The sequence below is a fragment of the Cyanobium sp. ULC082 genome (assembly GCF_977927535.1).
Genome location: NZ_OZ376397.1, coordinates 1,618,036 through 1,639,818 on the forward strand (window position 1 = coordinate 1,618,036; position 21,783 = coordinate 1,639,818).

At 65.1% G+C, this 21,783-nt stretch carries 18 protein-coding genes and 2 pseudogenes; 8 read left to right on the forward strand and 12 right to left on the reverse strand.

Annotated elements, in window-relative coordinates; genetic code table 11:
- Genes ACXMDY_RS08565 through ACXMDY_RS08580 form a run of 4 tightly spaced genes read right to left on the reverse strand, consistent with a single transcriptional unit; the run spans position 1 to position 5,901 of the window.
- Positions 1-1,053, reverse strand: a complete 1,053-nt coding sequence (locus ACXMDY_RS08565; RefSeq protein ID WP_259701076.1) for a glycoside hydrolase family 130 protein — start codon at positions 1,051-1,053, stop codon at positions 1-3.
- Entirely contained in the window at positions 1,050-2,162 is a 1,113-nt protein-coding gene (locus ACXMDY_RS08570) for a Gfo/Idh/MocA family protein (protein WP_259701077.1), read from the reverse strand. Before ACXMDY_RS08570 ends, ACXMDY_RS08565 begins: the two co-directional genes overlap by 4 nt.
- On the reverse strand, positions 2,159-4,429 hold the full coding sequence (locus ACXMDY_RS08575; RefSeq protein ID WP_259701078.1) for a glycosyltransferase family 4 protein: 2,271 nt from the start codon (positions 4,427-4,429) through the stop codon (positions 2,159-2,161). Before ACXMDY_RS08575 ends, ACXMDY_RS08570 begins: the two co-directional genes overlap by 4 nt.
- The gene (locus ACXMDY_RS08580) at positions 4,426-5,901 is read right to left on the reverse strand and encodes a glycoside hydrolase family 130 protein (protein WP_259701079.1); all 1,476 of its coding nucleotides are present in this window, start codon (positions 5,899-5,901) and stop codon (positions 4,426-4,428) included. The genes ACXMDY_RS08575 and ACXMDY_RS08580 overlap by 4 nt, the downstream gene beginning before the upstream one ends.
- 407 nt (positions 5,902-6,308) lie before the next feature.
- Here ACXMDY_RS08580 and ACXMDY_RS08585 point away from each other — a divergent pair, with 407 nt between their 5' ends.
- Positions 6,309-6,461 carry a DUF2256 domain-containing protein gene (locus tag ACXMDY_RS08585; RefSeq protein WP_259701121.1) on the forward strand — a complete coding sequence of 51 codons (153 nt, stop codon included), beginning with the start codon at positions 6,309-6,311 and terminating at the stop codon, positions 6,459-6,461.
- A 238-nt stretch (positions 6,462-6,699) separates the two neighbouring features.
- On the opposite strand, the pseudogene ACXMDY_RS08590 reads toward ACXMDY_RS08585, so the two are convergent.
- The 6 genes and pseudogenes from ACXMDY_RS08590 to lysA all read right to left on the reverse strand — a co-directional run.
- A pseudogene (locus tag ACXMDY_RS08590) lies at positions 6,700-7,227 on the reverse strand (class I SAM-dependent methyltransferase); the annotation flags it as partial.
- Positions 7,224-8,171: an oxygen-dependent tRNA uridine(34) hydroxylase TrhO gene (trhO, locus tag ACXMDY_RS08595; protein ID WP_259701080.1), complete on the reverse strand. Its 948-nt coding sequence runs from the start codon at positions 8,169-8,171 to the stop codon at positions 7,224-7,226. The gene trhO and the pseudogene ACXMDY_RS08590, both read right to left, overlap by 4 nt.
- A complete protein-coding gene (gene bioB / locus ACXMDY_RS08600; protein WP_457767560.1) occupies positions 8,161-9,126 on the reverse strand; it encodes a biotin synthase BioB in 966 nt (321 codons plus the stop codon). Before bioB ends, trhO begins: the two co-directional genes overlap by 11 nt.
- 75 nt (positions 9,127-9,201) lie before the next feature.
- The gene (locus tag ACXMDY_RS08605; protein ID WP_259701081.1) at positions 9,202-9,996 is read right to left on the reverse strand and encodes an isoprenyl transferase; all 795 of its coding nucleotides are present in this window, start codon (positions 9,994-9,996) and stop codon (positions 9,202-9,204) included.
- Positions 9,993-10,862, reverse strand: coding sequence for a diadenylate cyclase CdaA (gene cdaA / locus ACXMDY_RS08610; protein ID WP_259701082.1), 870 nt, complete (start codon positions 10,860-10,862; stop codon positions 9,993-9,995). Before cdaA ends, ACXMDY_RS08605 begins: the two co-directional genes overlap by 4 nt.
- Before the next feature lie 24 nt (positions 10,863-10,886).
- The gene (gene lysA / locus ACXMDY_RS08615; RefSeq protein WP_259701083.1) at positions 10,887-12,302 is read right to left on the reverse strand and encodes a diaminopimelate decarboxylase; all 1,416 of its coding nucleotides are present in this window, start codon (positions 12,300-12,302) and stop codon (positions 10,887-10,889) included.
- A gap of 37 nt (positions 12,303-12,339) precedes the next feature.
- Between lysA and ACXMDY_RS08620 the strand changes: the two genes are divergently transcribed.
- The 4 genes and pseudogenes from ACXMDY_RS08620 (at position 12,340) to ACXMDY_RS08635 (ending at position 18,350) form a co-directional block, all read left to right on the forward strand.
- Positions 12,340-12,834 carry a GNAT family N-acetyltransferase gene (locus ACXMDY_RS08620; protein WP_259701084.1) on the forward strand — a complete coding sequence of 165 codons (495 nt, stop codon included), beginning with the start codon at positions 12,340-12,342 and terminating at the stop codon, positions 12,832-12,834.
- Between the two features lie 189 nt (positions 12,835-13,023).
- Complete coding sequence (locus ACXMDY_RS08625; protein WP_259701085.1) at positions 13,024-15,582, forward strand: ATP-dependent Clp protease ATP-binding subunit; 2,559 nt, start codon at positions 13,024-13,026, stop codon at positions 15,580-15,582.
- A gap of 357 nt (positions 15,583-15,939) precedes the next feature.
- A pseudogene (locus tag ACXMDY_RS08630) lies at positions 15,940-16,595 on the forward strand (dienelactone hydrolase family protein).
- 81 nt (positions 16,596-16,676) lie between these two features.
- On the forward strand, positions 16,677-18,350 hold the full coding sequence (locus ACXMDY_RS08635; RefSeq protein WP_259701086.1) for a mechanosensitive ion channel family protein: 1,674 nt from the start codon (positions 16,677-16,679) through the stop codon (positions 18,348-18,350).
- Between the two features lie 10 nt (positions 18,351-18,360).
- On the opposite strand, the gene ACXMDY_RS08640 is transcribed toward ACXMDY_RS08635, so the two are convergent.
- Positions 18,361-19,152, reverse strand: a complete 792-nt coding sequence (locus ACXMDY_RS08640) for a GNAT family N-acetyltransferase (RefSeq protein ID WP_259701087.1) — start codon at positions 19,150-19,152, stop codon at positions 18,361-18,363.
- A gap of 108 nt (positions 19,153-19,260) precedes the next feature.
- Here ACXMDY_RS08640 and ACXMDY_RS08645 point away from each other — a divergent pair, with 108 nt between their 5' ends.
- Together ACXMDY_RS08645 and ACXMDY_RS08650 are read left to right on the forward strand one after the other, a co-directional pair.
- The gene (locus ACXMDY_RS08645; protein WP_259701088.1) at positions 19,261-19,638 is read left to right on the forward strand and encodes a hypothetical protein; all 378 of its coding nucleotides are present in this window, start codon (positions 19,261-19,263) and stop codon (positions 19,636-19,638) included.
- Positions 19,639-19,648: 10 nt separating this feature from the next.
- Positions 19,649-20,248, forward strand: coding sequence for a non-canonical purine NTP pyrophosphatase (locus ACXMDY_RS08650; RefSeq protein WP_259701089.1), 600 nt, complete (start codon positions 19,649-19,651; stop codon positions 20,246-20,248).
- Here ACXMDY_RS08650 and ACXMDY_RS08655 read toward each other — a convergent pair.
- Complete coding sequence (locus ACXMDY_RS08655; protein ID WP_259701090.1) at positions 20,245-20,982, reverse strand: BMC domain-containing protein; 738 nt, start codon at positions 20,980-20,982, stop codon at positions 20,245-20,247. The two genes, ACXMDY_RS08650 and ACXMDY_RS08655, sit on opposite strands and share 4 nt — an antisense overlap.
- A gap of 192 nt (positions 20,983-21,174) precedes the next feature.
- On the opposite strand from ACXMDY_RS08655, the gene ACXMDY_RS08660 reads away from it, so the two are divergent.
- On the forward strand, positions 21,175-21,639 hold the full coding sequence (locus ACXMDY_RS08660) for a hypothetical protein (protein ID WP_259701091.1): 465 nt from the start codon (positions 21,175-21,177) through the stop codon (positions 21,637-21,639).
- Positions 21,640-21,783: the final 144 nt, after the last annotated feature.

A 21,783-nucleotide genomic window follows, 5' to 3' on the forward strand; every position in this document is an offset into this window, starting at 1 on the left:
TCAGGGCTGCCTGAGCAGATCGCTCAGCCGCAGGGCAACCACTCCGCAGGCGCTGTCCGCGGCACCGCAGTAGATCAGCACCGTTTCCCCCTGAAGAATGATCCCGGTCGGGAAGATCACATCCGGCACAAACCCCCGGCACTCGTAGTCCAGCTCGGGCACCAGGATCAGCTCACCGGCCCTGCGGATCAGCGCGGGTTGGTCCGGATCCAGCAGCAGCAGGCCGGCGCCGTAACGGCCGACGCCACTCTCCCCTTCCCCCTTGTTGTTGCCGTGATAGATCGCCAGCCAGCCCTCAGAGGTGCGGATCGGTGGTGTTCCCGCCCCGATCCGGCCCCGATCCCAGGCGGCGGTGGCGCCCAGAAGCGGCTGGTGCCGGCCCCAGTGCAGCAGGTCGGGTGAGGAGGCCAGCCAGATCTCGGGTCGGCAGAAGGCGTGGGCTGTGGTCGGCCTGTGCAGCGCCTGATACTGGCCACCGATTCGCTCGGGGAACAGCACGACATCCTTGTTCTCCGGACAGAAGATCACTCCGTGGTGCTGAAAGGAATGGAAATCCCGGGTTGAGGAAAGGGTTGTTGCAGCCCCATGACAGGACACGGCTACGGAGGTGATGTAATACCGGTCGTCGATCGGCGTGATGCGGGCATCTTCGATCCCATAGGCCTCGCAAGCCTGGCTGGGTCTGAGGATCTGCGACTCAGCCGCCGCCAGCTGCAGACCATCCGGGCTGCGAACAACCCTCAGATGGGAGGTGGATGTGAGACGAAGCAGGCCGGTCTGCCGGATCTGCACCACCCGTGCATCCAGCACGATCACCTCATGCTGCGGAAGCCAGTCGGTGATCACACAACCGGCTTCCGGATCCCAGCGCGGCAGCCCCACCCATCCCGGCCGAGCCTGCCGTGGAGCTTCAGCCACCCGGATCAGCAGGACAACGCCATCCGCCGTGGCCACAGCCCCCGGGTTGAGAACACCGACCACCCGCAGATCCTCCTGCGAAGGAGCCAGATCATCGGCTCGGAGCAGGCAGCGGCTGAACAGACGCGGAATCATGGGCTGGAATCAGCCAGCTCGGTGGCCGCGCAGGCCATGGCCAGCGATTGACGGCCGTTCGCCTCGGTGATCAGCCGCGGATGGGAGCGATCGGCCAGCCAGGCGAGCTGGTCAGCGAACAGGGCTCGCAGCAGCTCACAATAACGACGCATCTTTTCGGCATGCAGGCCTGCTCTGAGATCGATTTTCTGATACACATCAAAATCCTTGTGCCGCCCCCGAGCCAGCCGATCCGGGCCGGAATAGCTGTTGAGAACATCGAGCTGCGCATCAGGAAAAATCTCCATCAACGTGCGCGTCTGCGCCTCATCCACCACCGCCTTGAGCCGAACCCGAATGGGGACCCATTCATCAAGGGTCAGCTCACCGCGCTCAAACAACAGGCGGAATTCCTGGCGTTCCAGCCGTGCCGGCTGGGTGAACCCATGATAGAAGGTGACCAGGGCACCATTGCCATAGCGCACCACACACTGCACCTGCTCCTCCACGCCTGAGCCCGGACGCAGGATGCGCTGGGCGGCCACCACCTCCCCCTGGCCCAACCAGCCTTCAAACAGATCGAAGAAGTGCACGCCGTGTTCAATGAAAATGCCGCCACTTTTGGCACGATCCCAGAACCAGTGCTCCGGTGAGAGCCCTTCATCACCGGCGGCATTATCAAACCAGCCGTGCAGGAACTCGCCGAGCACCCGCGATTCGATCAGTCGGTGCACGGCCTCATACAGCGGGTTGTAGCGCTGCATCAGGTTGGCGATGCACAACTGATCACCGGCTCGGGCGAGCTGAAGGAGATCATCCGCCTGCTCCACCGTGAGAGCCAGCGGCTTTTCACAGATCACATGTTTCCCTGCTTCCAGGGCGGCACGCACCTGGGAATAGTGGAGGAACGGTGGCGTTGCGATGTAGACGAGATCCACCTCCTCCATTTGGAGCAGCGTCTCCACATCCAGCGGTTCAGTGACACCGAAGCGACGGGCCATGGCGATGGCCGCCTCACGATGGGTGCCGGCGATGGCAACAAGCTCCGCCCCCTCGACCAGAAGGAATTGCTGCAGGGCAAACAGGCCGAAACCGCCTGCTCCGATGGCGCCGATGCGGGTTCTGGTCATCGTTTTTGGTGGGGATGGCGAGCGTGTTCAAGAAGTCGCATCTCCTGGAGTGCCAGCAGAAAGGCGAGGGTCGATTCGGCACCCTGGTTCTGATTGACACTGTCGTCCTGAAGACCATCGAAGCAGCCCCCCGTGAGCGCGTTATAGAGGGGTAGGTGGAGATCGTTTCCACCGAGAAACCAGGCGAAGGCCCGCCACGCTTCATCCAGCCAGAAGTCATCGCCTGTGGCCGACCAGGCTTCGACGCAGGCGGAAACCGAAGCGCAGGCCTCCAGGGGTTGCTGGTCGAAGCTGGCCCGGAACTGACCTCGCCTCCAGAAACCGTTCGAGCCGATCGGCCTGAAGTGACCGGCCTCGGCGGTCTGCATAGCCATCAGCCAGCGCAGACTGCGCAGACCCACCTCGAGAGCGTCACTGCGTTGCGACCAGCGCCCGCTGAGAATCAGGGCATGCGGAAGCGAGGCGTTGTCATAACTGAGAACATTCTCGAACCATGGCCATTCATCCCCACAGGTGGCCTGGAAGGCGTCGAGCAACTGGTCGGTCAGCTGGTCGCGCATCAGATTGACGGTGCGATCACCACTCAGTTTTCGCAGGTATTCATGAATGGCCTTGAGCCCAAGGGCCCAGGCCCGTGGACTTGTTGTCTGCGTCACCGACGGCAACGCCAACCGAAAAAGATCCGCTGCCCAGTGACGCAGGTCGTCGCGTTGTGATCGCCCCACACAAGCACCCAGCGCCAGCAACGTGCGACCCAGGCAATCGTCGGAACCATCCTCATCGAGCCAGCTGCGCTCGAAACTCATGAAATTATGAAACCGACAGGTTTCGGGGATGAAGGCATGGTTGATGAACGACCCGTAACAGGTGGCAAGCGATTGCACGAGCGGGGTGACGTCACCCGATTCTTCAAGCATCACCAGCAACTGCAGGGCCCGGACATTGTCATCCGTGCAATAGCCTTCCTTGAAGTTGGGCAGCGTGTATTTAGCGTGCTGATAGATACCCGTTGAATCCGAAATTCGCTGGAGGTGCACCAGGCGCATCACCGGCAATTCGCGCGGTTCCTGCCCCAGGGGCGTAAGGAGAGCGTGGAGGGCAGAACCATTTCCACGCTCAAGCCGGGCACGCTCAAAGGAGGCGTAATACAGCGTGGCTGTATGGCTCCAGATCATGCCGCGGCCAAGCAGATAGGCCTGTTTACGCATGGCATGACGGCGGACATCATCCAGCAGCAGACCGATCAGCGCCTTGGCGATGGCGTCACTGTCGCGAAAGGGGACCAGAACCCCTCGCCCATCAGCGAGGAGCTCCTCGGCATGCCAGTAGGGGGTGGAGATCACCGCCTTGCCGCAACCAAAGGCATAAGACAGCGTGCCGGAGGTGATCTGGTCGGGATTCAGGTAGGGGGTGATGTAGATGTCTGCGACACCGAGAAAATCCTTCAACTCCTCAAAACCAACAAATCGGTTGTAGAAGATCACCTGCTTTCTCACCCCCAGCTCGATGGCCAGCCGTTCCAGGCTCAACCGGTAGGTCTCGCCCTGCTCACGCAAAAGATGGGGGTGGGTTGCGCCCAGAACGATGTACACCATCTCAGGGAACTCCTTGACCACCTCGGGCAAAGCACGGATCACGGTTTCGATTCCCTTGGCAGGTGAGATCAGCCCGAAGGTGAGCAGCACCTGTTTACCCTCAACGCCGAACTGATCCTTGTAATAGTTGGGATCCACAAACGGCATGTCTGGGACGCCGTGGGGAATCACATCCAGATGATCGGAGGGCACCTCATAGATCTCTTCGAGAATCCGCTTACCGCGATCGCTCATCACAATGATCCGGGTCGAAAGAGCGGCAACCTCCTTCATCACAAGGCGCTGCTCGGCGGTCGGCTCCTCCAGGATCGTATGGAGTTGGGTGACAACAGGGAGATGAACATTACGAAGCAGCGTCAGGATATGGCTGCCGGCCGGTCCACCATAGATGCCAAACTCGTGCTGTACACAGACAACATCGGCGTCGGTCAGATTCAGAAAGTCTGCCGCACGGCGATAGCTGTGGAGCTCCTGCTCGGCAATTTCAAAGCGAACTTCAGGAGGATAGGCATAGCCCTCCGGCACATCATTGACCGCAACAATGAAACAATCATTACCGACTGCATCGTCTGTCAGCGAGCGATAGACGGAATGGGTGAAGGTGGCGATTCCGCACTTGCGGGGCAGATAGTCGCCAACAATGGCAATCTTGCGTGTGGATCTTGGTTTCAAGGATTGTCCTCCATTCGAGTGGCTTTCAAGGCGCCCAACAACTCCTCAACCGATAGGGTGGCAAAACTGGTGGACTGATCACTCATGGCATACGGTAAAATCAGTTTACCGGCATGGATCAGCGATCCGCAGCTATACACCACATTGGGTACATATCCTTCACGTTCCTCCTGGGTTGGCTCCAGCAGCGGCTCCGTCAGGCGCCCGATCACCCGGCCGGGGTCTTCGAGGTCAAGCAGGATCGCTCCGATCGTGTAGCGGCGCATCGGCCCCACACCATGGGTCAGCACCAGCCAGCCGGCCTCGGTTTCAATCGGCGAACCACAGTTGCCGATCTGTACGAATTCCCAGGGATAGGTGGGTCGCATCAGGATGCTTTTCTCATACCAGAAGTTCAGCTGATCGGAATACATCAAGTAGATATTTTCACCATCCTGCCTGGAGAGCATGGCGTAATGGCCCCTCACTTTTCGCGGGAAAAGAGCCATGCCTTTGTTCTCCACCTCGGGCCCATTCAAGGTGCTGATTTTGAAACGGCTGAAATCCTTGGTTTCGAGAAGTTGAGGGAAAACCAGTTGCCCATCATAGGCACTATAGGTTGCATAATAAGTCGTCTGGCCATCATCATCACAGAAGGCAACAAAACGAGCATCCTCAATTCCTCGCCTTTCGGTGGGAGAGGTGGGAAAGATCACCCGCTCCGAGCAGTCATCACCCGTGTCAAAACTGATCTCGTAATTGGCCCGCGCCAGGGACAGAACACTCTCCGCCACCTGCAGGCTGTCTCCAGTTCCGAATCGATCCCGACGCAGCGCCTGGTTGGTCAGCACGGTGAGCTGCTCAAAGCTGAAATGATCCTGCAGCTGATCCATCAACCGTTGGGCAAACGGTGAAAGCAGCCCCAACTCAAGCAGCTTGCGCTCGAACAGATATTTGTCATAACTTGGGTTGGGATGGACATCCGCAGCGGCCACAAAAGGGCTCGGCACATCAAGCACAATGTCCAGCTGACGATTGATCACCCCAGTGCGGAAGACAATCGAGGAAATATGGCCCTCACCGGTGGCACGCAGGCTCAGCAGAAAGCGCAGGCTGCCCTCTTCCAGGCCCGACTGATCGGGGTGTGGCACGATCGACGGGTTGAATAGAGCCGCCGCTTCGAGCGAGTATTCCAGTGTGAAGTAGGCGCCGATCAGCAGCCGCTCACAATGATTCAGGGGCTGGTCGGAGATCAGATACTCGCGCGCATGATCAAAGCGGCTGAGCAGAAATGTCTGCAGCTTTTCATGACGGCCTTCGAATCGCTCCAGCATGAGGGCTGCTTCATGCTCCGCATCAGAGCGACTCAGGGAAGTGACCCGAGCGACGATGCGTTGAACCCGCTCCCTGTTGCTCCATTCAAAGGGTCTGAAAAAGACACGGGAAGGATCGGGCCGAATCTGAATTGATGTTCTATTGACTTGGACAGTCATGGTTGATGATCTCTTCCGATCCGTGAAAAATGGCTAGAGTGATGACTTGATCGCTGATGCGTTCACTCTGCCGTTTCTCAACCCCTTGCCTCCATTCAGGCTAGGTTGCCGCCGGCCCCGGGTAACAGGCAGGATCCAGGCAGGCTTGAGAAATTGGCCTGGATCGCTCTTCCCTCTCCTGTGGCCGGCCGAGCACCGATCCGCCCTGGCTCCTCGCTGGCCACAACTGGCTCAGGGCCATGTTGATCATGGCAAGTTGGTTGGTTAGGCAAGCAGGCCAGAATTGGGGCCAGAAAGCCTCGCTGAATGGCTGCTGAACTGCGGATCATCGATTGATCTTCAGCCCAGAAGCAGCGATTGATCGGCGATCCATCTCCAGGATCCGCATCCTTATCCTTCAATCATCCATGCCCGCTCCCGCCGAACGAGCCACCAAGGTCTGTCCGGTCTGCGGAAGGCCCTTTCAATGGCGCCGGAAATGGAAAGAGGTCTGGGAGCAGGTGCGCTACTGCTCGGAGCGCTGCCGTCGCCGCAGGTCGATGGCGTCCAGCCCGAAGTGAGCGGCGGGGCCGGGGGCTTGAACGCCCTGAAACGCAGCCGCACGTAGTCGGCCACCCAGAGGCCATCAGCTTGTTGCAGGGCCAAGCGAAGGCTGGCCACCACCTCCTCGATCAGGGCGGGACGCTGCTCGGGGGAAACCGCACCGGTGTAGGTGTGGCAGAAGGTTTCGATCCAGGCCCCCACCGACCCCGGCAGCGGCGTGGGGCGCGGGATCAGCTCGATACGCTCCACCTCGAAACCGGCCGCCTCCAGCAGGCTGCGGTAGGCGGCCGGTCCGGGGAAGAACGTGTCGGGTTCCACCACCAGCCCGCGCCTGGCCAGGGCAGCGACCAGGGCGCGGTGGATGGCCGCCACATTGCCCTGACCACCGAACTCGGCCACGAAGCGTCCGCCCGGCCGCAGGGCCCGGAAGACCCCCTCGATCACCGGCTCCGGCGGCAGCATCCAGTGCAGGGCGGCGTTGGAGAACACCGCCTCGAACATGTCGCTGAACGGCAGCGACTGGCCGTGAAGCTGGCGTGCATCGAGGCCGAGCTCCCGGGCCGCCGCCACCATCGCCGCGCTGGCATCGACACCGATCACGACGCAGCCGTGCTCGACCAACCGCCGGGTGAGGGCCCCATCGCCGCAGCCCAGGTCGAGGATCCGCTCGCCGGGCTGGGGATCGAGCCACTCCAGCACCGCACCGGCCAGATCGGACACGAAGCGGGCGTTGGCCGCGTAGCGCTCGGCGTTCCAGCTCTGGCTGCTGGCTGCAGCGTTCATGGCGAAGGGAGGCCGAGGTGGGCCTGGCCCCGCTGGCGGGCCAGACCGATCTGGCGCTGACGCTCGGCGAAGCGGCCGCGATCGGCATCGCTGAAGCGTGCGATGCAGTGATGGCAGCTCACCCCTGCCTCGAAACCGGCCTGCTGACGGCCCCCCGGGGAAAGCGGCAATCCGCAGGCATGGCAGAGGCTATGGCTGCCCGGCTGCAGCCGGTGGTCGAGCGCCACCCGATGATCGAAGACGAAGCACTCGCCGCTCCAGCGGCTCTCGGCCTCGGGAATCTCCTCCAGATAGCGCAGGATGCCCCCCTGCAACTGATGCACCCCCTCAAACCCCTGCTGGAGGAGGTAGGCCGTGGCCTTCTCGCAGCGGATGCCACCGGTGCAGAACAGGGCCAGCCGGCGGGGTTGCTGCGCGGCCACCCGGGGCCTGAGCTCCCGCTCCACCCAGGCGGGGAACGCACCGAAGCGCTCGATGCCCGGATCGAGCGCCCCTGCAAACGTGCCGACCGCCACTTCGTAGCCATTGCGGGCGTCGATCACCAGGGTGTCTGGATCGTCGACCAGGGCGTTCCATTGCTGCGGCGGCACCCTGCTGCCCGCGCCATCGAGCGGCCGCACCGTCGGGCAACCCAGGGTGACGATCTCCCGCTTCCGCCGCACCTTGAGGCGGTGAAAGCCCGGCTCGGCGCTCCAGCTGGTCTTCACCTCCAGATCGGCCAGGCCCGGTTGCGCCTGCAGCCAGGCCAGCAGATCAGCCACACCAGCGGCAGGTCCACAGACCGTGCCGTTCAGCCCCTCCTCAGCCAGCAGCACCGTGCCGCTCAGCTGGCCCGCTGCCCCCCGCTCCCGGATGCCGCGCTGGAGGACCTCAAGCCCGTCGCTGTCCAGGGGCACGAAGCGGTAGAAGGACGCCACCTGGAAGGCCGCCGGCTCAGCGCCCATCCACCGGCTCCACCTGCACACCGGCCGCCGCCAGCAGCTCCCGGTCCGCCGCCACGTCGGGATTCCCGGTGGTGAGCAGGGTATCGCCGTAGAAAATCGAATCGGCCCCCGCCTGCAGGCAGAGGATCTGGGCCTCACGGTTGAGCTGCTGCCGGCCGGCACTGAGGCGCACCCGGCTGCTGGGCATCAGGATCCGGGCCGTGGCCACCATCCGCACCAGCTCCAGGGGATCGAGCGGCGCCTGCTCCTCCAGGGGCGTGCCCTCCACCGCCACCAGCACGTTGATCGGCACGCTCTCGGGGTGGGGCTCCAGGTTGGCGAGCACCTGCAGCAGGCCGGCCCGATCGCGCAGGCTTTCACCCAGACCGATGATGCCGCCGCTGCAGACGGTGATGCCGGCCCGACGCACCCGCGCCAGGGTGTCCAGCCGCTCCTGGTAAGTGCGGGTGGTGATGATCTGGCCGTAGTGCTCGGGGCTGGTGTCGAGGTTGTGGTTGTAGGCGGTCAGCCCCGCCGCCGCCAGGCGCTCGGCCTGGCCATCGGTGAGCATGCCGGCGGTGACGCAGGCCTCCAGTCCCAGCTGCCGCACCCCCCTCACCATCGCCAGCATCGCTTCGAAGGGGGCTCCATCGCGGATGTCACGCCAGGCCCAGCCCATGCAGAAGCGGTGGGCGCCGGCCTGCCTGGCCGCCCGTGCCCGCTCCAGCACGGGTTCCACTGCCAACGCCGGCCGGCCGGCCACGTCGGCGCTGTTGTGCATCGACTGGGGGCAGTAGGCGCAATCTTCCTCGCAGCCGCCGGTCTTGACGCTCAGCAGGGAGGCCAGCTGGACCCGGTAGCCAGGGTTGGCGGCGCGGTGCACCTGCTGGGCCCTCCAGAGCAACTCCAGCAGGGGCAGCTCCAGCAAGGCCTGGATCTCCTCACGGCTCCAGTCATGGCGGAGGGGATGGGGCACTCCGGAGCGCGGTGGGGTGGGGCGGTGGGGAGATCAAGGCAATCTTCTGGGACAGGGATGGTGGGGCTTCCCGGCTCACGGCGCGACCGGCTCGACGCCGCCGAAGCGCCGCTGGCGGTTCTGATAATCGAGCAGCGCCCGCACCAGAGCCGCCTGATCAAAATCCGGCCAGAGCACATCGGTGATGTGGATCTCGGCGTAGGCCAGCTGCCAGAGCAGGAAATTGCTGATCCGGTATTCACCGCTGGTGCGGATCAGCAGGTCGGGATCCACCTCACCGGCCGTCTCGAGCTGGGCGGCGAAGGCCGCCTCATCGATCGCCGCCGGGTCGAGCGCTCCCCTGGACACCTCCACAGCCAGCTGACGGGCCGCCTGGACCAGTTCACGCCGGCCGCCGTAGTTGGTGCAGACATTGAAGTGGATGCCGGTGTTGGCGGCGGTGCGCTCCGTGGCCGCCTCGATCAGCCGCTGCAGCCCGGCCGGAAGCTGGCCGAGATCGCCGAGAAAGCGGATCCGCACCTGTTCGCGCTCCAGCCCCTCCAGTTCCCTGGCCAGAACGCGCTCGAACAGGGTCATCAGGAAACTCACCTCCTCGCCGGGTCGGTTCCAGTTCTCGGTGGAGAAGGCGTAGGTGGTGAGGGCGCCGATGCCCCAGTCGCTGCAGAGGCGCAGGGTGCGCTTCAAGGCCTCGACACCCTCGCGGTGACCCATCACCCGCGGCAGGTTGCGCTGCTTTGCCCAGCGGCCGTTGCCGTCCATGATCACCGCCACATGGGCGGGCAGACGGGCAGGATCCAGCAGGTCCGGCAGGGGAGCCAGCGGTTCCCGGGACGCCAGGATCGGGTCGGTGGTCGCCAGGGAGCGACTCATGCGCGGGATTCAGGCGTGTCCTGCGTCACGCTACGCCCAGTGGGAAGGGACAGCACCGATCCAGGGCCAGGGCCGGGCTTGGCGGGTGGCTTCTGGGCGGGCTGGGCCACCGCCGCGCTCAGCAGCTCCCGCAACCGACTGCTGGTGATCGGTCGCTCCAGGCGCCCCTGGCGGGCCAGCGAGAGGGTGCCGGTCTCCTCGGAGACGACGATGCAGAGGCAACGGTCGAACCGTTCGGTGATCCCCATCGCGGCCAGGTGGCGGGTGCCGTAGCGGGCGATGCCCTGCCGCGACAACGGCAGAATCACCCCGGCCGAAAGGATGCGGTTGCCCTTCACCAGCAGGGCACCGTCATGGAGAGGGGTGTCGGCGGCAAAGAGATTGAGCAGCAGGTCGACGGAAAGCAGGGCGTCCAGCTCGATGCCGGGGTTGAGGAAATCCTCCGGGCGCAGATCACTGCCGAGGTCGAGCAGGATCAGGGCTCCCCGGCGGCTCTGGGAGAGGCGCCCGGCCGCTTCGGTGAGCTGCGCCACCGAGCCGGACAACGCCTGATCCTCCTTCTGGCTCCCCAGCAGCACGTCCAGTCGTCCGGTGCCGAGCAGCTCCATCAAGCGCCGCAATTCGCCCTGCCAGAGGATGGCCAGAGCGAGGCTGCAGCCCAGCACCACCGCTTCGAGCAGGCGGGTGGTGAGCGGCAGGTCGGCGAACCGCTGGACCACCCAGACCAGGGCCACCAGAAACAGCCAGCCCCGCAGCAACCAGAGGGTGCGGGGCTCCCGGACCCTGGCCAGCAGCAGCACACCGAGAGCCGAAGCGAACAGCAGGTCCAGCACCACACGGATGTCCAGGAACCCCAGCCAGATCACAACGACGAACCATCAAGGCTGGCCTCAGGGTACCGGCGAGAACCGTTCGGGTAATCGGTCGTAGCGCAGCAATTCCTCCGGCCGCTCGCGCCGCTGCACCAGTTCGGCCTCACCCCCCTGCACCAGAACCGTCGCCGGCCTGGGGATGCGGTTGTAATTGGAAGCCATCGAGGCGTTGTAGGCGCCGGTGGCGAAGACGGTGATCACATCGCCACAGCGGCTGGCCGGCAGGGGGAGGTCATGGAGCAGCACATCCCCGGATTCACAGTGCTTGCCGGCCAGGGTCACCGTTTCGGAGGGCGGCGCAGTGGGCTGGTCGGCCAGCACCGCCGTGTAGGCCGACTGATAGGTGATCGGACGAGGGTTGTCGCTCATGCCGCCATCGACGGAGAGATAGGTGCGCAGACCCGGGATCTGCTTGCGGCTGCCGATCGCGTAGAGGGTGAGGCCCGCCGTGGCCACCAGGGAGCGACCCGGTTCGCACAACAGACGGGGCAGGGCCAGGCCGCGCTCGCTGCAGGCGGCCACCACCGCTTCGGCCACACCCTTCACCCAGGCCTGAATCGAGGGGGGATCATCACTGGCCACATAACGGATGCCGAGCCCACCGCCGACGTTGAGATCACCGCAGGGGTGTCCGAGCGAGCGGGCCAGGGCGAGGGCATCGGCCATCACCCCGGCCAGATCGTGGTGGGGCTGGAGCTCAAAGATCTGGGAGCCGATGTGGGCATGGAGGCCATCGAGCCGGGCCCAGCTGCAGCCCGCCAGCTGCCGCAGCACCGGCTCGAGCTGATCGGGATCGAAACCGAACTTGCTGTCGAGGTGACCGGTGCGGATGTACTCGTGGGTGTGGCACTCGATGCCGGGTGTGAAGCGGAGCATCAATCGCACCGGCGCCTTGCCGGCCGGGGCCAGCTCGGCCAGCAGGGCGAGATCGAGTGCGTTGTCGACCACCACGGTCACCCCCTGGTCCAGCGCCAGGGCGAGCTCCTCCCTCGACTTGTTGTTGCCGTGCAGCACGATCCGCTCGGCGGGCATGCCGCCCTGCAGTGCCGTGAGCAGTTCACCGGTTGAAACGGCATCGAGGCCCAGGCCCTCGGAGGCCACCAGGGCGCTCAGCATCAGGCTGCTGTTGGCCTTGGAGGCATAGAGGGCGAGGGCGGGGCCGGGGTAGTGGGCGGCGAGGGCCTCGCGGTAGGCCCGGCAACTGGCCCTGAGGGTGTCTTCGTCGAGCACGTACAACGGCGTTCCGTAGGTGCGGGCCAGCTCACTGAGCCCACAGCCCCCCACCTCCAGACGCCCGAGGGAATCGAGCCTGGTGGTGAGCGGGGTCAGGTTGCGGTTGGGGCTGAGCCGATCCTGGTTCGGCTCCAGAAACGGGGCATGGCCGGCTGCGGAGATGGATCCGTCGATTCCGCTCGGCACGAGGAAGGTGGTCATTGTGATCAACGCTGGCCCTGGTGATCCAATCGTAAGGATGGGAACGAATTCCACCGGGGCCGCGGCGGCTCGACCCGGAGAGCGGGATCAATCGCCGCGCCGGCTTTCGATCGACGACCTGACGGCCTGTTGCGCCCTCGACCAGCTGGCTCTCGACGGCCTGTGGACCCCGATCCAGTGGCGGCAGGAGCTCGATGACCCCGATCGGCTCTGCCTGGGCCTCGGCCCCGCCACCGAGCTCGCCGCCATGGGCATCGGTGCGGTCGTCCTCGATGAGCTGCATGTGTCCCTGGTGGCGGTGCACCCGGAGCGGCGGCGGCGGGGCCTCGGGCGCCTGCTGCTGCAGACCCTGCTCCGGGAGGGCGGCGCCAGGGGCTGCCGGCGGGCCACTCTGGAGGTGTCTGAGGCGAACGGGGCTGGGATCGCCCTGTACGCCGCCCTTGGTTTCCGCACGGCCGGCCGACGTCGCAGTTACTACCGCAATGGAGACGATGCTCTGATCCAATGGGCTGAGCTCAAATCGCAGGAGTGAGACCTGTTGATTGCAAAGGTTCGGATTGCCGCCCATTCTTGATGCGGAAGGCCGAAGAGTTCGCTGCTGTGATGTATCAAAAAGGCACTGTCCAGCCCAGTCTTTGCAAAGGACTTGGCTGATGTGCTCCTGGAGGCTCCGCCACCCGCTCAGCCCTGATAAGTTGGATGCACTTGCACAGGTCCGCCCATGTTCGAGCGGTTTACTGAGAAGGCCATCAAGGTCATCATGCTGGCCCAGGAAGAGGCCCGCCGTCTCGGCCACAATTTTGTCGGCACGGAGCAGATTCTGCTCGGCTTGATCGGAGAAGGCACCGGCGTGGCCGCCAAGGTGCTCAAGTCGATGGGCGTCAACCTCAAGGATGCCCGCGTCGAGGTGGAGAAGATCATCGGCCGGGGATCCGGCTTCGTGGCCGTGGAGATCCCCTTCACCCCGCGAGCCAAGCGGGTTCTGGAACTGTCCCTTGAGGAGGCCCGTCAGCTCGGCCACAACTACATCGGTACCGAACACCTGCTGCTCGGCCTGATCCGGGAAGGCGAGGGCGTGGCCGCCAGGGTTCTTGAAAATCTCGGTGTCGACCTGGCCAAGGTGCGCACGCAGGTGATCCGCATGCTCGGTGAAACGGCCGAAGTGGCCGCCGGCAGCGGCAGCAAGGGATCCACCAAGACCCCCACCCTCGATGAATTCGGCAGCAACCTCACCCAGCTCGCCGCCGAAGGCAAGCTCGACCCCGTCGTCGGTCGTCACAACGAAATCGACCGGGTGGTTCAGATCCTCGGTCGGCGCACCAAGAACAATCCCGTGCTGATCGGTGAACCCGGCGTCGGCAAAACCGCCATCGCCGAAGGGCTCGCCCAGAGGATCACCCAGGGCGAAATCCCCGACATTCTCGAGGACAAGCGCGTTCTCACCCTCGACATCGGCCTGCTGGTGGCCGGCACCAAATACCGGGGCGAATTCGAGGAACGGCTCAAGAAGATCATGGAGGAGATCCGCAGTGCCGGGAACGTGATCCTGGTGATCGACGAGGTCCACACCCTGATCGGCGCCGGCGCCGCCGAAGGCGCCATCGATGCCGCCAACATCCTCAAGCCCGCCCTGGCCAGGGGCGAACTTCAGTGCATCGGCGCCACCACCCTCGACGAATACCGAAAGCACATCGAGAGGGATGCTGCCCTGGAGCGGCGCTTCCAGCCGGTGATGGTGGGCGAGCCCACCGTGCTCGACACGATCGAGATCCTGCGCGGGCTGCGCGAGCGCTACGAACAGCACCACCGCCTGCGGATCAGCGACGAAGCCCTGGTGGCCGCCGCCACCCTCGGCGACCGCTACATCAGCGATCGGTTCCTCCCCGACAAGGCCATCGACCTGGTCGACGAGGCCGGCAGCCGGGTGAGGCTGCTGAACTCCAAGCTGCCGCCTGCCGCCAAGGAACTCGACAAGCAACTGCGCGGCGTTCAGAAGCAGAAGGAGGACTCCGTGCGCCAGCAGGATTTCGGCAAGGCCGGCGAGTTGCGCGACAAGGAAGTGGAACTGCGGGAGCAGATCCGCCTGATTCTCCAGAACCGCCGCGAGGAGGAACCTGCCGCCTCCGCCGACGAGGCAGCCGCCGGAGCGGAAGCCACCATCGGTCTTGAGATGCCCCTGGCCGGCGCCGGTGGCGACCGCAGCCCCGTGGTCACCGAGGAAGACATCGCCCAGATCGTCGCCTCCTGGACCGGAGTCCCGGTGCAGAAGCTCACCGAGAGCGAGTCGGTGAAGCTGCTCAACATGGAGGAAACCCTCCACCAGCGCCTGATCGGCCAGGACGAAGCGGTCAAGGCCGTGTCCAAGGCGATCCGCCGCGCCCGGGTGGGTCTGCAGAACCCCAACCGACCGATCGCCAGCTTCATCTTCTCCGGCCCCACCGGCGTCGGTAAAACCGAGCTCACCAAGTCACTCGCTGCCTACTTCTTCGGCAGCGAAGACGCCATGATCCGGTTGGACATGTCGGAATTCATGGAGCGCCACACGGTCAGCAAGCTGATCGGCTCTCCTCCGGGCTATGTGGGCTTCAACGAAGGTGGCCAGCTCACCGAAGCCGTTCGTCGCCGCCCCTACACGGTGGTGCTGTTCGATGAGATTGAAAAGGCACACCCGGATGTGTTCAACCTGCTGCTGCAGTTGCTCGAAGATGGTCGCCTCACAGACTCGAAAGGCCGCACCGTCGATTTCAAGAACACCTTGATCATCATGACCTCGAACATCGGTTCGAAGGTGATCGAGAAGGGTGGCGGGGGCCTCGGTTTCGAATTCTCCGGTGCAGCCGCCGAAGAAACCCAGTACAACCGGATTCGTTCGCTTGTGAACGAGGAGCTGAAGCAATACTTCCGCCCTGAGTTCCTCAATCGTCTCGATGAAATCATCGTCTTCCGGCAACTCAGCCGCGACGAAGTGAAGCAGATCGCTGAGATCATGCTGCGGGAGGTGTTTGGCCGCATCCGCGAGAAAGGCATCGAGCTCTCGGTCACCGAGGCCTTCAAGGAACGGCTGGTCGAAGAGGGTTACAACCCCAGCTACGGGGCAAGGCCGCTGCGCCGAGCCGTCATGCGCCTGCTCGAAGACAGCCTGGCTGAGGAGTTCCTCTCCGGCCGGATCAAGGATGGCGACGCGGCCATCGTCGATATCGACGACGACAAGCAGGTGGTGATCCGCTCCAGCAGCGCAGCGATCACGCCTGAACCGGCCCTGGCCGGAGCCAGCGCCTGAGCGTGAGCAAACCCTCCAGCCCCGCCGCGCCAGGCGGAGGTTGGAGGGACGTGGGTGTCACACCGCCAGGACACCTGCAACACGCTCTCAACGGGCTGGGTCCTTACTCTTGACCCATGAAAGACATCGACCCGATCGAAACACCATCGGCTTCCGAGCAAGCCGGCCAATCCGATCCAGCCAGCCCTTCGAAGCCCCCCATCGATGAATCCTGGGCCTCCGGTCAGCGCAAGCGTTATCTCGCCTCGCTGCCACACCAAGACCCCTAACTGATATGGCGCGGTGAGCACCCCCCGGCTGATTGAAGGGATCGTCTCCATCCCGGTGGCTGGCCACAGCCTGACCGCCTACCGGGCCATGCCCAGGGCAGACCAACCCCTGCCGGTGCTGCTGGTTGTCCAGGAAATCTTCGGGCTGCACCCCCACATCCAGGCCGTCTGCCGGCGGCTGGCCAGCCTGGGCTACCTGGCTGTTGCCCCCAGCCTTCAGGAGCGCCAGGGGGACGTGGCCAGCCAGCCCGATCTGGCCGGGATCTACGCCATCGTGGCCCGGGTGCCCGATCACCAGGTCCTGGCAGATCTCGATGCCTGCGTGGCCTGGGCCGGCAGCGAATGCAACGGTGAGATCTCCCGGCTCGGCATCACCGGTTTCTGCTGGGGCGGGTCACCTGGCTGTATGCGGCCCACAACCCCCAGCTCAGGGCGGGTGTGGCCTGGTACGGCCGTCTTGACAGCCCGCCCACGGCCCTCCAGCCGATGGTGCCGACAGCCCTGGCCGGCCAGCTCCAGGCACCGGTGCTCGGCCTCTATGGCGGCCAGGACGAGATCATTCCCCTGGCATCGATCGAGCGGATGCAGCAGGCACTCGAGCAAGCCGGCAGCCCCAGCCGCATCGTCGTCTACCCCGACGCCCCCCATGGCTTCCACGCCGACTACCGCGACACCTACCGCCCGGCAGCGGCAGCCGACGGCTGGGGCCGAATGCGGGACTGGTTCACGGCCCACGGCGTCTGAAGCGGGGAAGCGGCGCTGCGCAATGGCAGGGCGGAATCTAGGCTGAGCCAGTGATTGCAAGCGATTCGATTGGTTGCCGGAATGGCTGCTCCCGACCGTCCGGAGCGCACCCTCTTCAAGAGGGCCAGATGGCAGCGTCAGCTGCTGGCCCTGCTGCTGGGAATCTGGATCGTTTCGGCGGGAGCGCCATCGCCGGCGAAGGACCCAGCCAGCCCTCCCGCCGGTTCGGGCTGCGCTGAAGAGCCGGCCTGGATCACCCTTGATGGGCGACGCATCGCCGAGGTGCGCGGCGGGGCAGGCGTCCAGAGCGCCAGGACCGTGGCGAAACTGGCAACGGAGCGGCTGACGGGCCTTGCCAACGATTACAGCTTCAATCCGGCCGACTTCGTGCTGCGCGAAGACCCTCCCTACACGATCCTCGGCATCGAGCGGGATGGGCAGTTCAGCAAGAAGATGGCTTTCGATGATCGGATCGCCACCTGCTTCGGCCTAAGCAGGCAGGCCCTGGCCGCCGATTACCGCGACAGCTTTCAGCAGGGCATCCTGCGCTACCGGCAGGACAACTCCCTGGTCTCCTGGCTGCGGGGCACGGGTCTGGCCCTGCTGGTGCTCGGCATCTACATCCTCTGGTTGCGATTTCAGCTGGGGCTGAATCGAACGATCAGGGGCTGGCTGACCAACAGCAACAACCAGCAACGGCTCTGCCTCCGCATCGCCGGTAATCAGGTGCTGGATTCCAGCCAGGTGAGACCACTCCTCCTGCTGGTCTGGCAAGCAAGCCAATGGGCTCTGCTGCTGCTGGTCAGCTACCTGCTGATCCCCCTGCTGCTGGGCTTCTTCCCCCCCACCCAGGCCGTCGCCGCGGGCCTGAGGGGCCAGGTGCTCGGGGTGGTCGGCCGGTTGATCCAGGCGATGGTCGCCGCCATTCCAGGGCTGTTGTCGATCGCGCTGATCCTGGCGATCACCGTGCTGGTGATCCGGGCCAGCAACGCCTGGTTCAAGGCCCTGGAGCACGGCACCCTGCGCATTCCCGGCTTCTACACCGAGTGGGCGAGCCCCACCGCCAGGCTCGCCTCCGTCTTCATCGCCCTGATCGGCCTGGCTGTCGCCTTTCCCTATCTGCCGGGCTCCGGGAGCAAGGCCTTTCAGGGAGCAGGCCTGCTGCTGGGCCTGCTGGCCGCCCTTGGCTCCAGCGCCGTGGCCACCAACATCATCAGCGGCCTGATGCTGATCTACACCCGCGCCTACAAGGAAGGCGACCGGGTCGAGATCAACGGCGTGGTGGGTGTGGTGCAGGACCGGGCCCTGCTGGTGACCCGGTTGCAGACCCCCCGCAACGAACTGGTGAGCATTCCGAATGCAACGGTGATCGGCGCCTCGGTGGTGAACTACAGCTTCTCCCGACGGGAGATCCAGCAGCCGGTGGCCCTCGCCACCACGATCACGATCGGCTACGACGTGCCCTGGCGCCAGGTGCACGCCCTGATGCTGGCGGCAGCAGGCAGTGTCGAGGGGATCAGCAGCGAAATCAATCCCTTCGTGCTGCAGACATCGCTGAATGATTTCCACATCAGCTATGAACTGACGGCCTTCATCCAAGACCCGGACAGCTATCGCCAGAGCCTCTCCGCCCTGCTGGGTGCCCTGCAGGACCAGTTCGCCGCCGCCAATGTGGAAATCCTCTCTCCCGGCTATCACGCGATTCGCAACGGCAACCGCAGCACCGTGCCGATCAGTCCGACCCAGCCGTCCTGAGAGCAGCCACTCAGCCGGCCGGCCGCAGATAGAGCTCCAGCACACCAGCGCGGCCGAAGCCCATGGCGGCATAGAGCGACTCCGCACCCGCCGAAGCCTGCAGCAGGGTGAGACGGGCCCCGCGGGCGGCGCCGGCCGCAATCGCCGCCGCGGTCACCGCCCGACCCAGCCCCATGCTCCGCCAGGCCGGCAGCGTTCCCACCCAGAAGATGGAGCCGGTTCCATCCAGCACCACGGAGGTGGCCACAGCCAGCAGCTCCGAGCCCAGTACAACGCCGTAGGTGAGCGGCGACTCCGCCGAACCATCCCCCAGCAGGGTCTCGGCCGCCAGCTGGCCCATGGCGGCGGGGGCAGCGAAGCTGAGCGCGGCACAGCGTCCATAGGCCTGGGCGAAGGCCGGCCCCAGCGGCAGCAGTTCAGCCCCCGGCACCGCCATCGCCACCCGTTGCCCCGGATTGGCGGTGGCCGCCAGCAGGGGCGCCGTGGCTGAGTTCATCAACGCCGCCGGGCTGAGCCGCTGATAGCCGAGCTCAAGCAACTGCCTCCCCTGCTCTGCGGGGCGTTGATCGGGCCAGCAGAGCCAGATGCAGGGCCTGCCACCTCGCCGGAAGAAGGCATCGAGCCGCGCCAGGCTGGCAGCCGTCCAGGCGGTGCCGGCGCTGATCACACAGTTGGCGAAGGGGTGGGGGATCGGCGCTGCGAACCAGCCGGCGTCCCCTTCGGTGTGCCAACTGCCACCCCGCCGGCCCAGCTGGGCAAAGCCATGGGCCATCAGCCGCCTGGAGATCGCGGGTTCCGTCATCGTTGCCCGGCGCGGCGGGATCGGAACGGAATCCTCACAGACACGTCTGGGTCGGTTGCCGTCCCTGGGCGAGGATGGCGAACTCCGGCTGAAAGCATGGCGCGATTGATGGTGGTCCTGAAGCCCAGTGGCGTCGCTTCGGGGGAAGATCTGATCCCAAGGCTGCTGCCCACCCTCGCCCGGCTCGATACCGAAATCGATCATCAGGGCAAGCTTCACCTCAGCGGGCTGCTGCGGATTCCGCCCCAGGGACTGGTGGTCCAGCTGTTTGCGGATGTTCAACCCCAGGCCGATGGTCCGGAACTCGACGTGGTGCTGATGAGCGCCGAGGCGATGACCAAGGGAGCCCCCCAGACCCACCAGGCCCTGACCAACCTGATTGCGCTGCTTCCCGAGCATGCCATCGGCCTGGAGCTCACCTTCCGCTCCGACCGGGACGGCCCCCTGCCGCTGCGGGAGCGGACCCCCCTGCCGGCCAGGAGCTGAGAACAGGGCCTTGGCACAGCGCAATGAACTGGTGATTGCCAGCGGCAACCCGCACAAGGTGAAGGAGATCACCACGATGCTCGACGCCGTGGAGCTCACGGTGATCGGCCAGCCCGATGGGCTGGACATCGAGGAGACGGGCCACAGCTACGCCGAGAATGCACGGCTGAAGGCCGAAACCGTGGCGCGGCTCACCGGCCGCTGGACCCTGGCCGACGACTCCGGGCTGGCCGTGGATGCCCTGGGCGGCGCCCCTGGCCTTTTCTCGGCCCGCTACGCCGCCAGTGACCGGGAGCGGATCGCCAGGCTGCTGAAGGAACTCGGTGACAGCCCCTACCGCACCGCCGCGTTCCATTCGGCCCTGGCCCTGGCGGATCCCGGCGGCCACACGGTGCTGGAGGCCGAGGGGACCAGCCAGGGAGAAATCCTGCTGCAACCGGTGGAGGTGGCCGGAAGCCACGGCTACAACTCGGTCTTCCATGTGCGCGGGGCTGGCTGCACCCTCGCGGAGATGAGCGACCACCAGTTGCTGAGGTTCAGCAGCCGCGCCAGGGCCGCCAGGGCGATGGCACCGAAGCTGCTCGCATTGCTGGGGATCGGCGCTCCCTAGCGACGGTTGATGATCTCGATGGCCCGCATCGCCGCCGCCGCCGCCTCGTCAATGTCTCCTTCGCGGCCCGCCAGGGTGAGCCGCCCATAGGCGCCCACGGCCTTCACATCCACCACGGTGATGTTCGACGACTTCTCGGCCTCGTTGGCGGCGATCAGCACGTAGCCGGCCGGTTCGGTTTCGAGAATGAACATGCTCATGCCGGCCTGGATCATCGAACCGCGCCGGTTCTGGCGGTTGATCAGCACCGCATGGTCGGGTGTGATCGCCCGGATGATCTCCGACCAGGTGACCTCGCACTGGCCACGCTGCTCCACCGTGGTGCCCATCGCCTCGACCACGGCCTGGCCGGAGAGCAGCACGCTGCTCTGGTCGCGGTGGTAGAGGGCCAGCGACCCGAAGGCGCGCTCCACCACCTTCTGGCCGAGGCGCACGGTGCTGGCCTTCAGGGCGATGTCGGTGAGGCGGTGCACGGCCATGCCCGGGGCCACCTCCAGCCAGAGGCAGGCATCGCTTGGAATCGGCAGAAAGCCCTGGGACACCGTGCCCATGTAGGCGGCCAGCTGGGGCTGCAGCGAATCGAGGAACACGTAGGCCCGCAGCTCGATCTCGGCGCCCAGCTGGATCGAGGGGCTGTGGCTGCCGGTCAGAGGGGTGAGCCTGGAACGTGGATTGGGGTTCTGCGGACGGGGATCATTCGGAAATCGAGGATCAAACCGTGGCGAACGGGGCATCGTGCCAGACCTGCGGGACCGGGGTGCGTCTTGGCCTGCGTAGGGCAGGACGGTTCCCCAGGGACTGGGATTTCGAGGAATTGAGCGGATCCTACCGTTCGGCTCAGACCGGCCCCCGGCGAAGCCACGGCAGCCCTTGCGAACCCCGGCGGAGCCGATACCTTGCGAATCAGGAACCCAGCCGTCGCAGCCGTGGTGTCGAAACGAAGCAGCCCCTCCAGCTCCGCCCAGGCGGTTCCCGCCACGATCGGAGAACAATCCTTTGCCGACTGGATCGCCGGCGCCATTGATCAGGGTGTCAAACCGGAGCAGGCCCTTGCCGTGGTCGGTCTGGGATTGATGCGGGGCATGGGCGATCCCGGCTACGGCCTGCCGCTCTTTGACTCCGAATCGACGTCCCAGGATGGTCCGTTGCTGATGCAATCGATCAAAACGCGGCTGGAATCGGTTGCCATGGCGATCGAAACCGGCGCACCGCTGAGCACCCAGGAAGTCACCCTGCTGATCGGCGCCCGCCCCGGCAGCGCCAAGGTGAGGCGAGCCGGGCTGGTGGCCGAGCGGATCGGCCGCAATGTCTGGCAGTTGCGCCGTGCCCGCAGCGAAGAGCGTGAAGCGGCCACCCCAACCTTCAGCGAAGGCTTCCGCCGCCGCCTCTGAGCGGCTTGAGGCGGCCTGGCACTGAAACGAAACGAATGTTGCGTTTGTCCGGCAGTCGCTGTCCCGCTTGCTGGTCAGCGCTATCACTGAGTGACCGACGCACCCTTCACCCCGTCGGCCCAGAGCAGAGGCAGGCGGCATCGA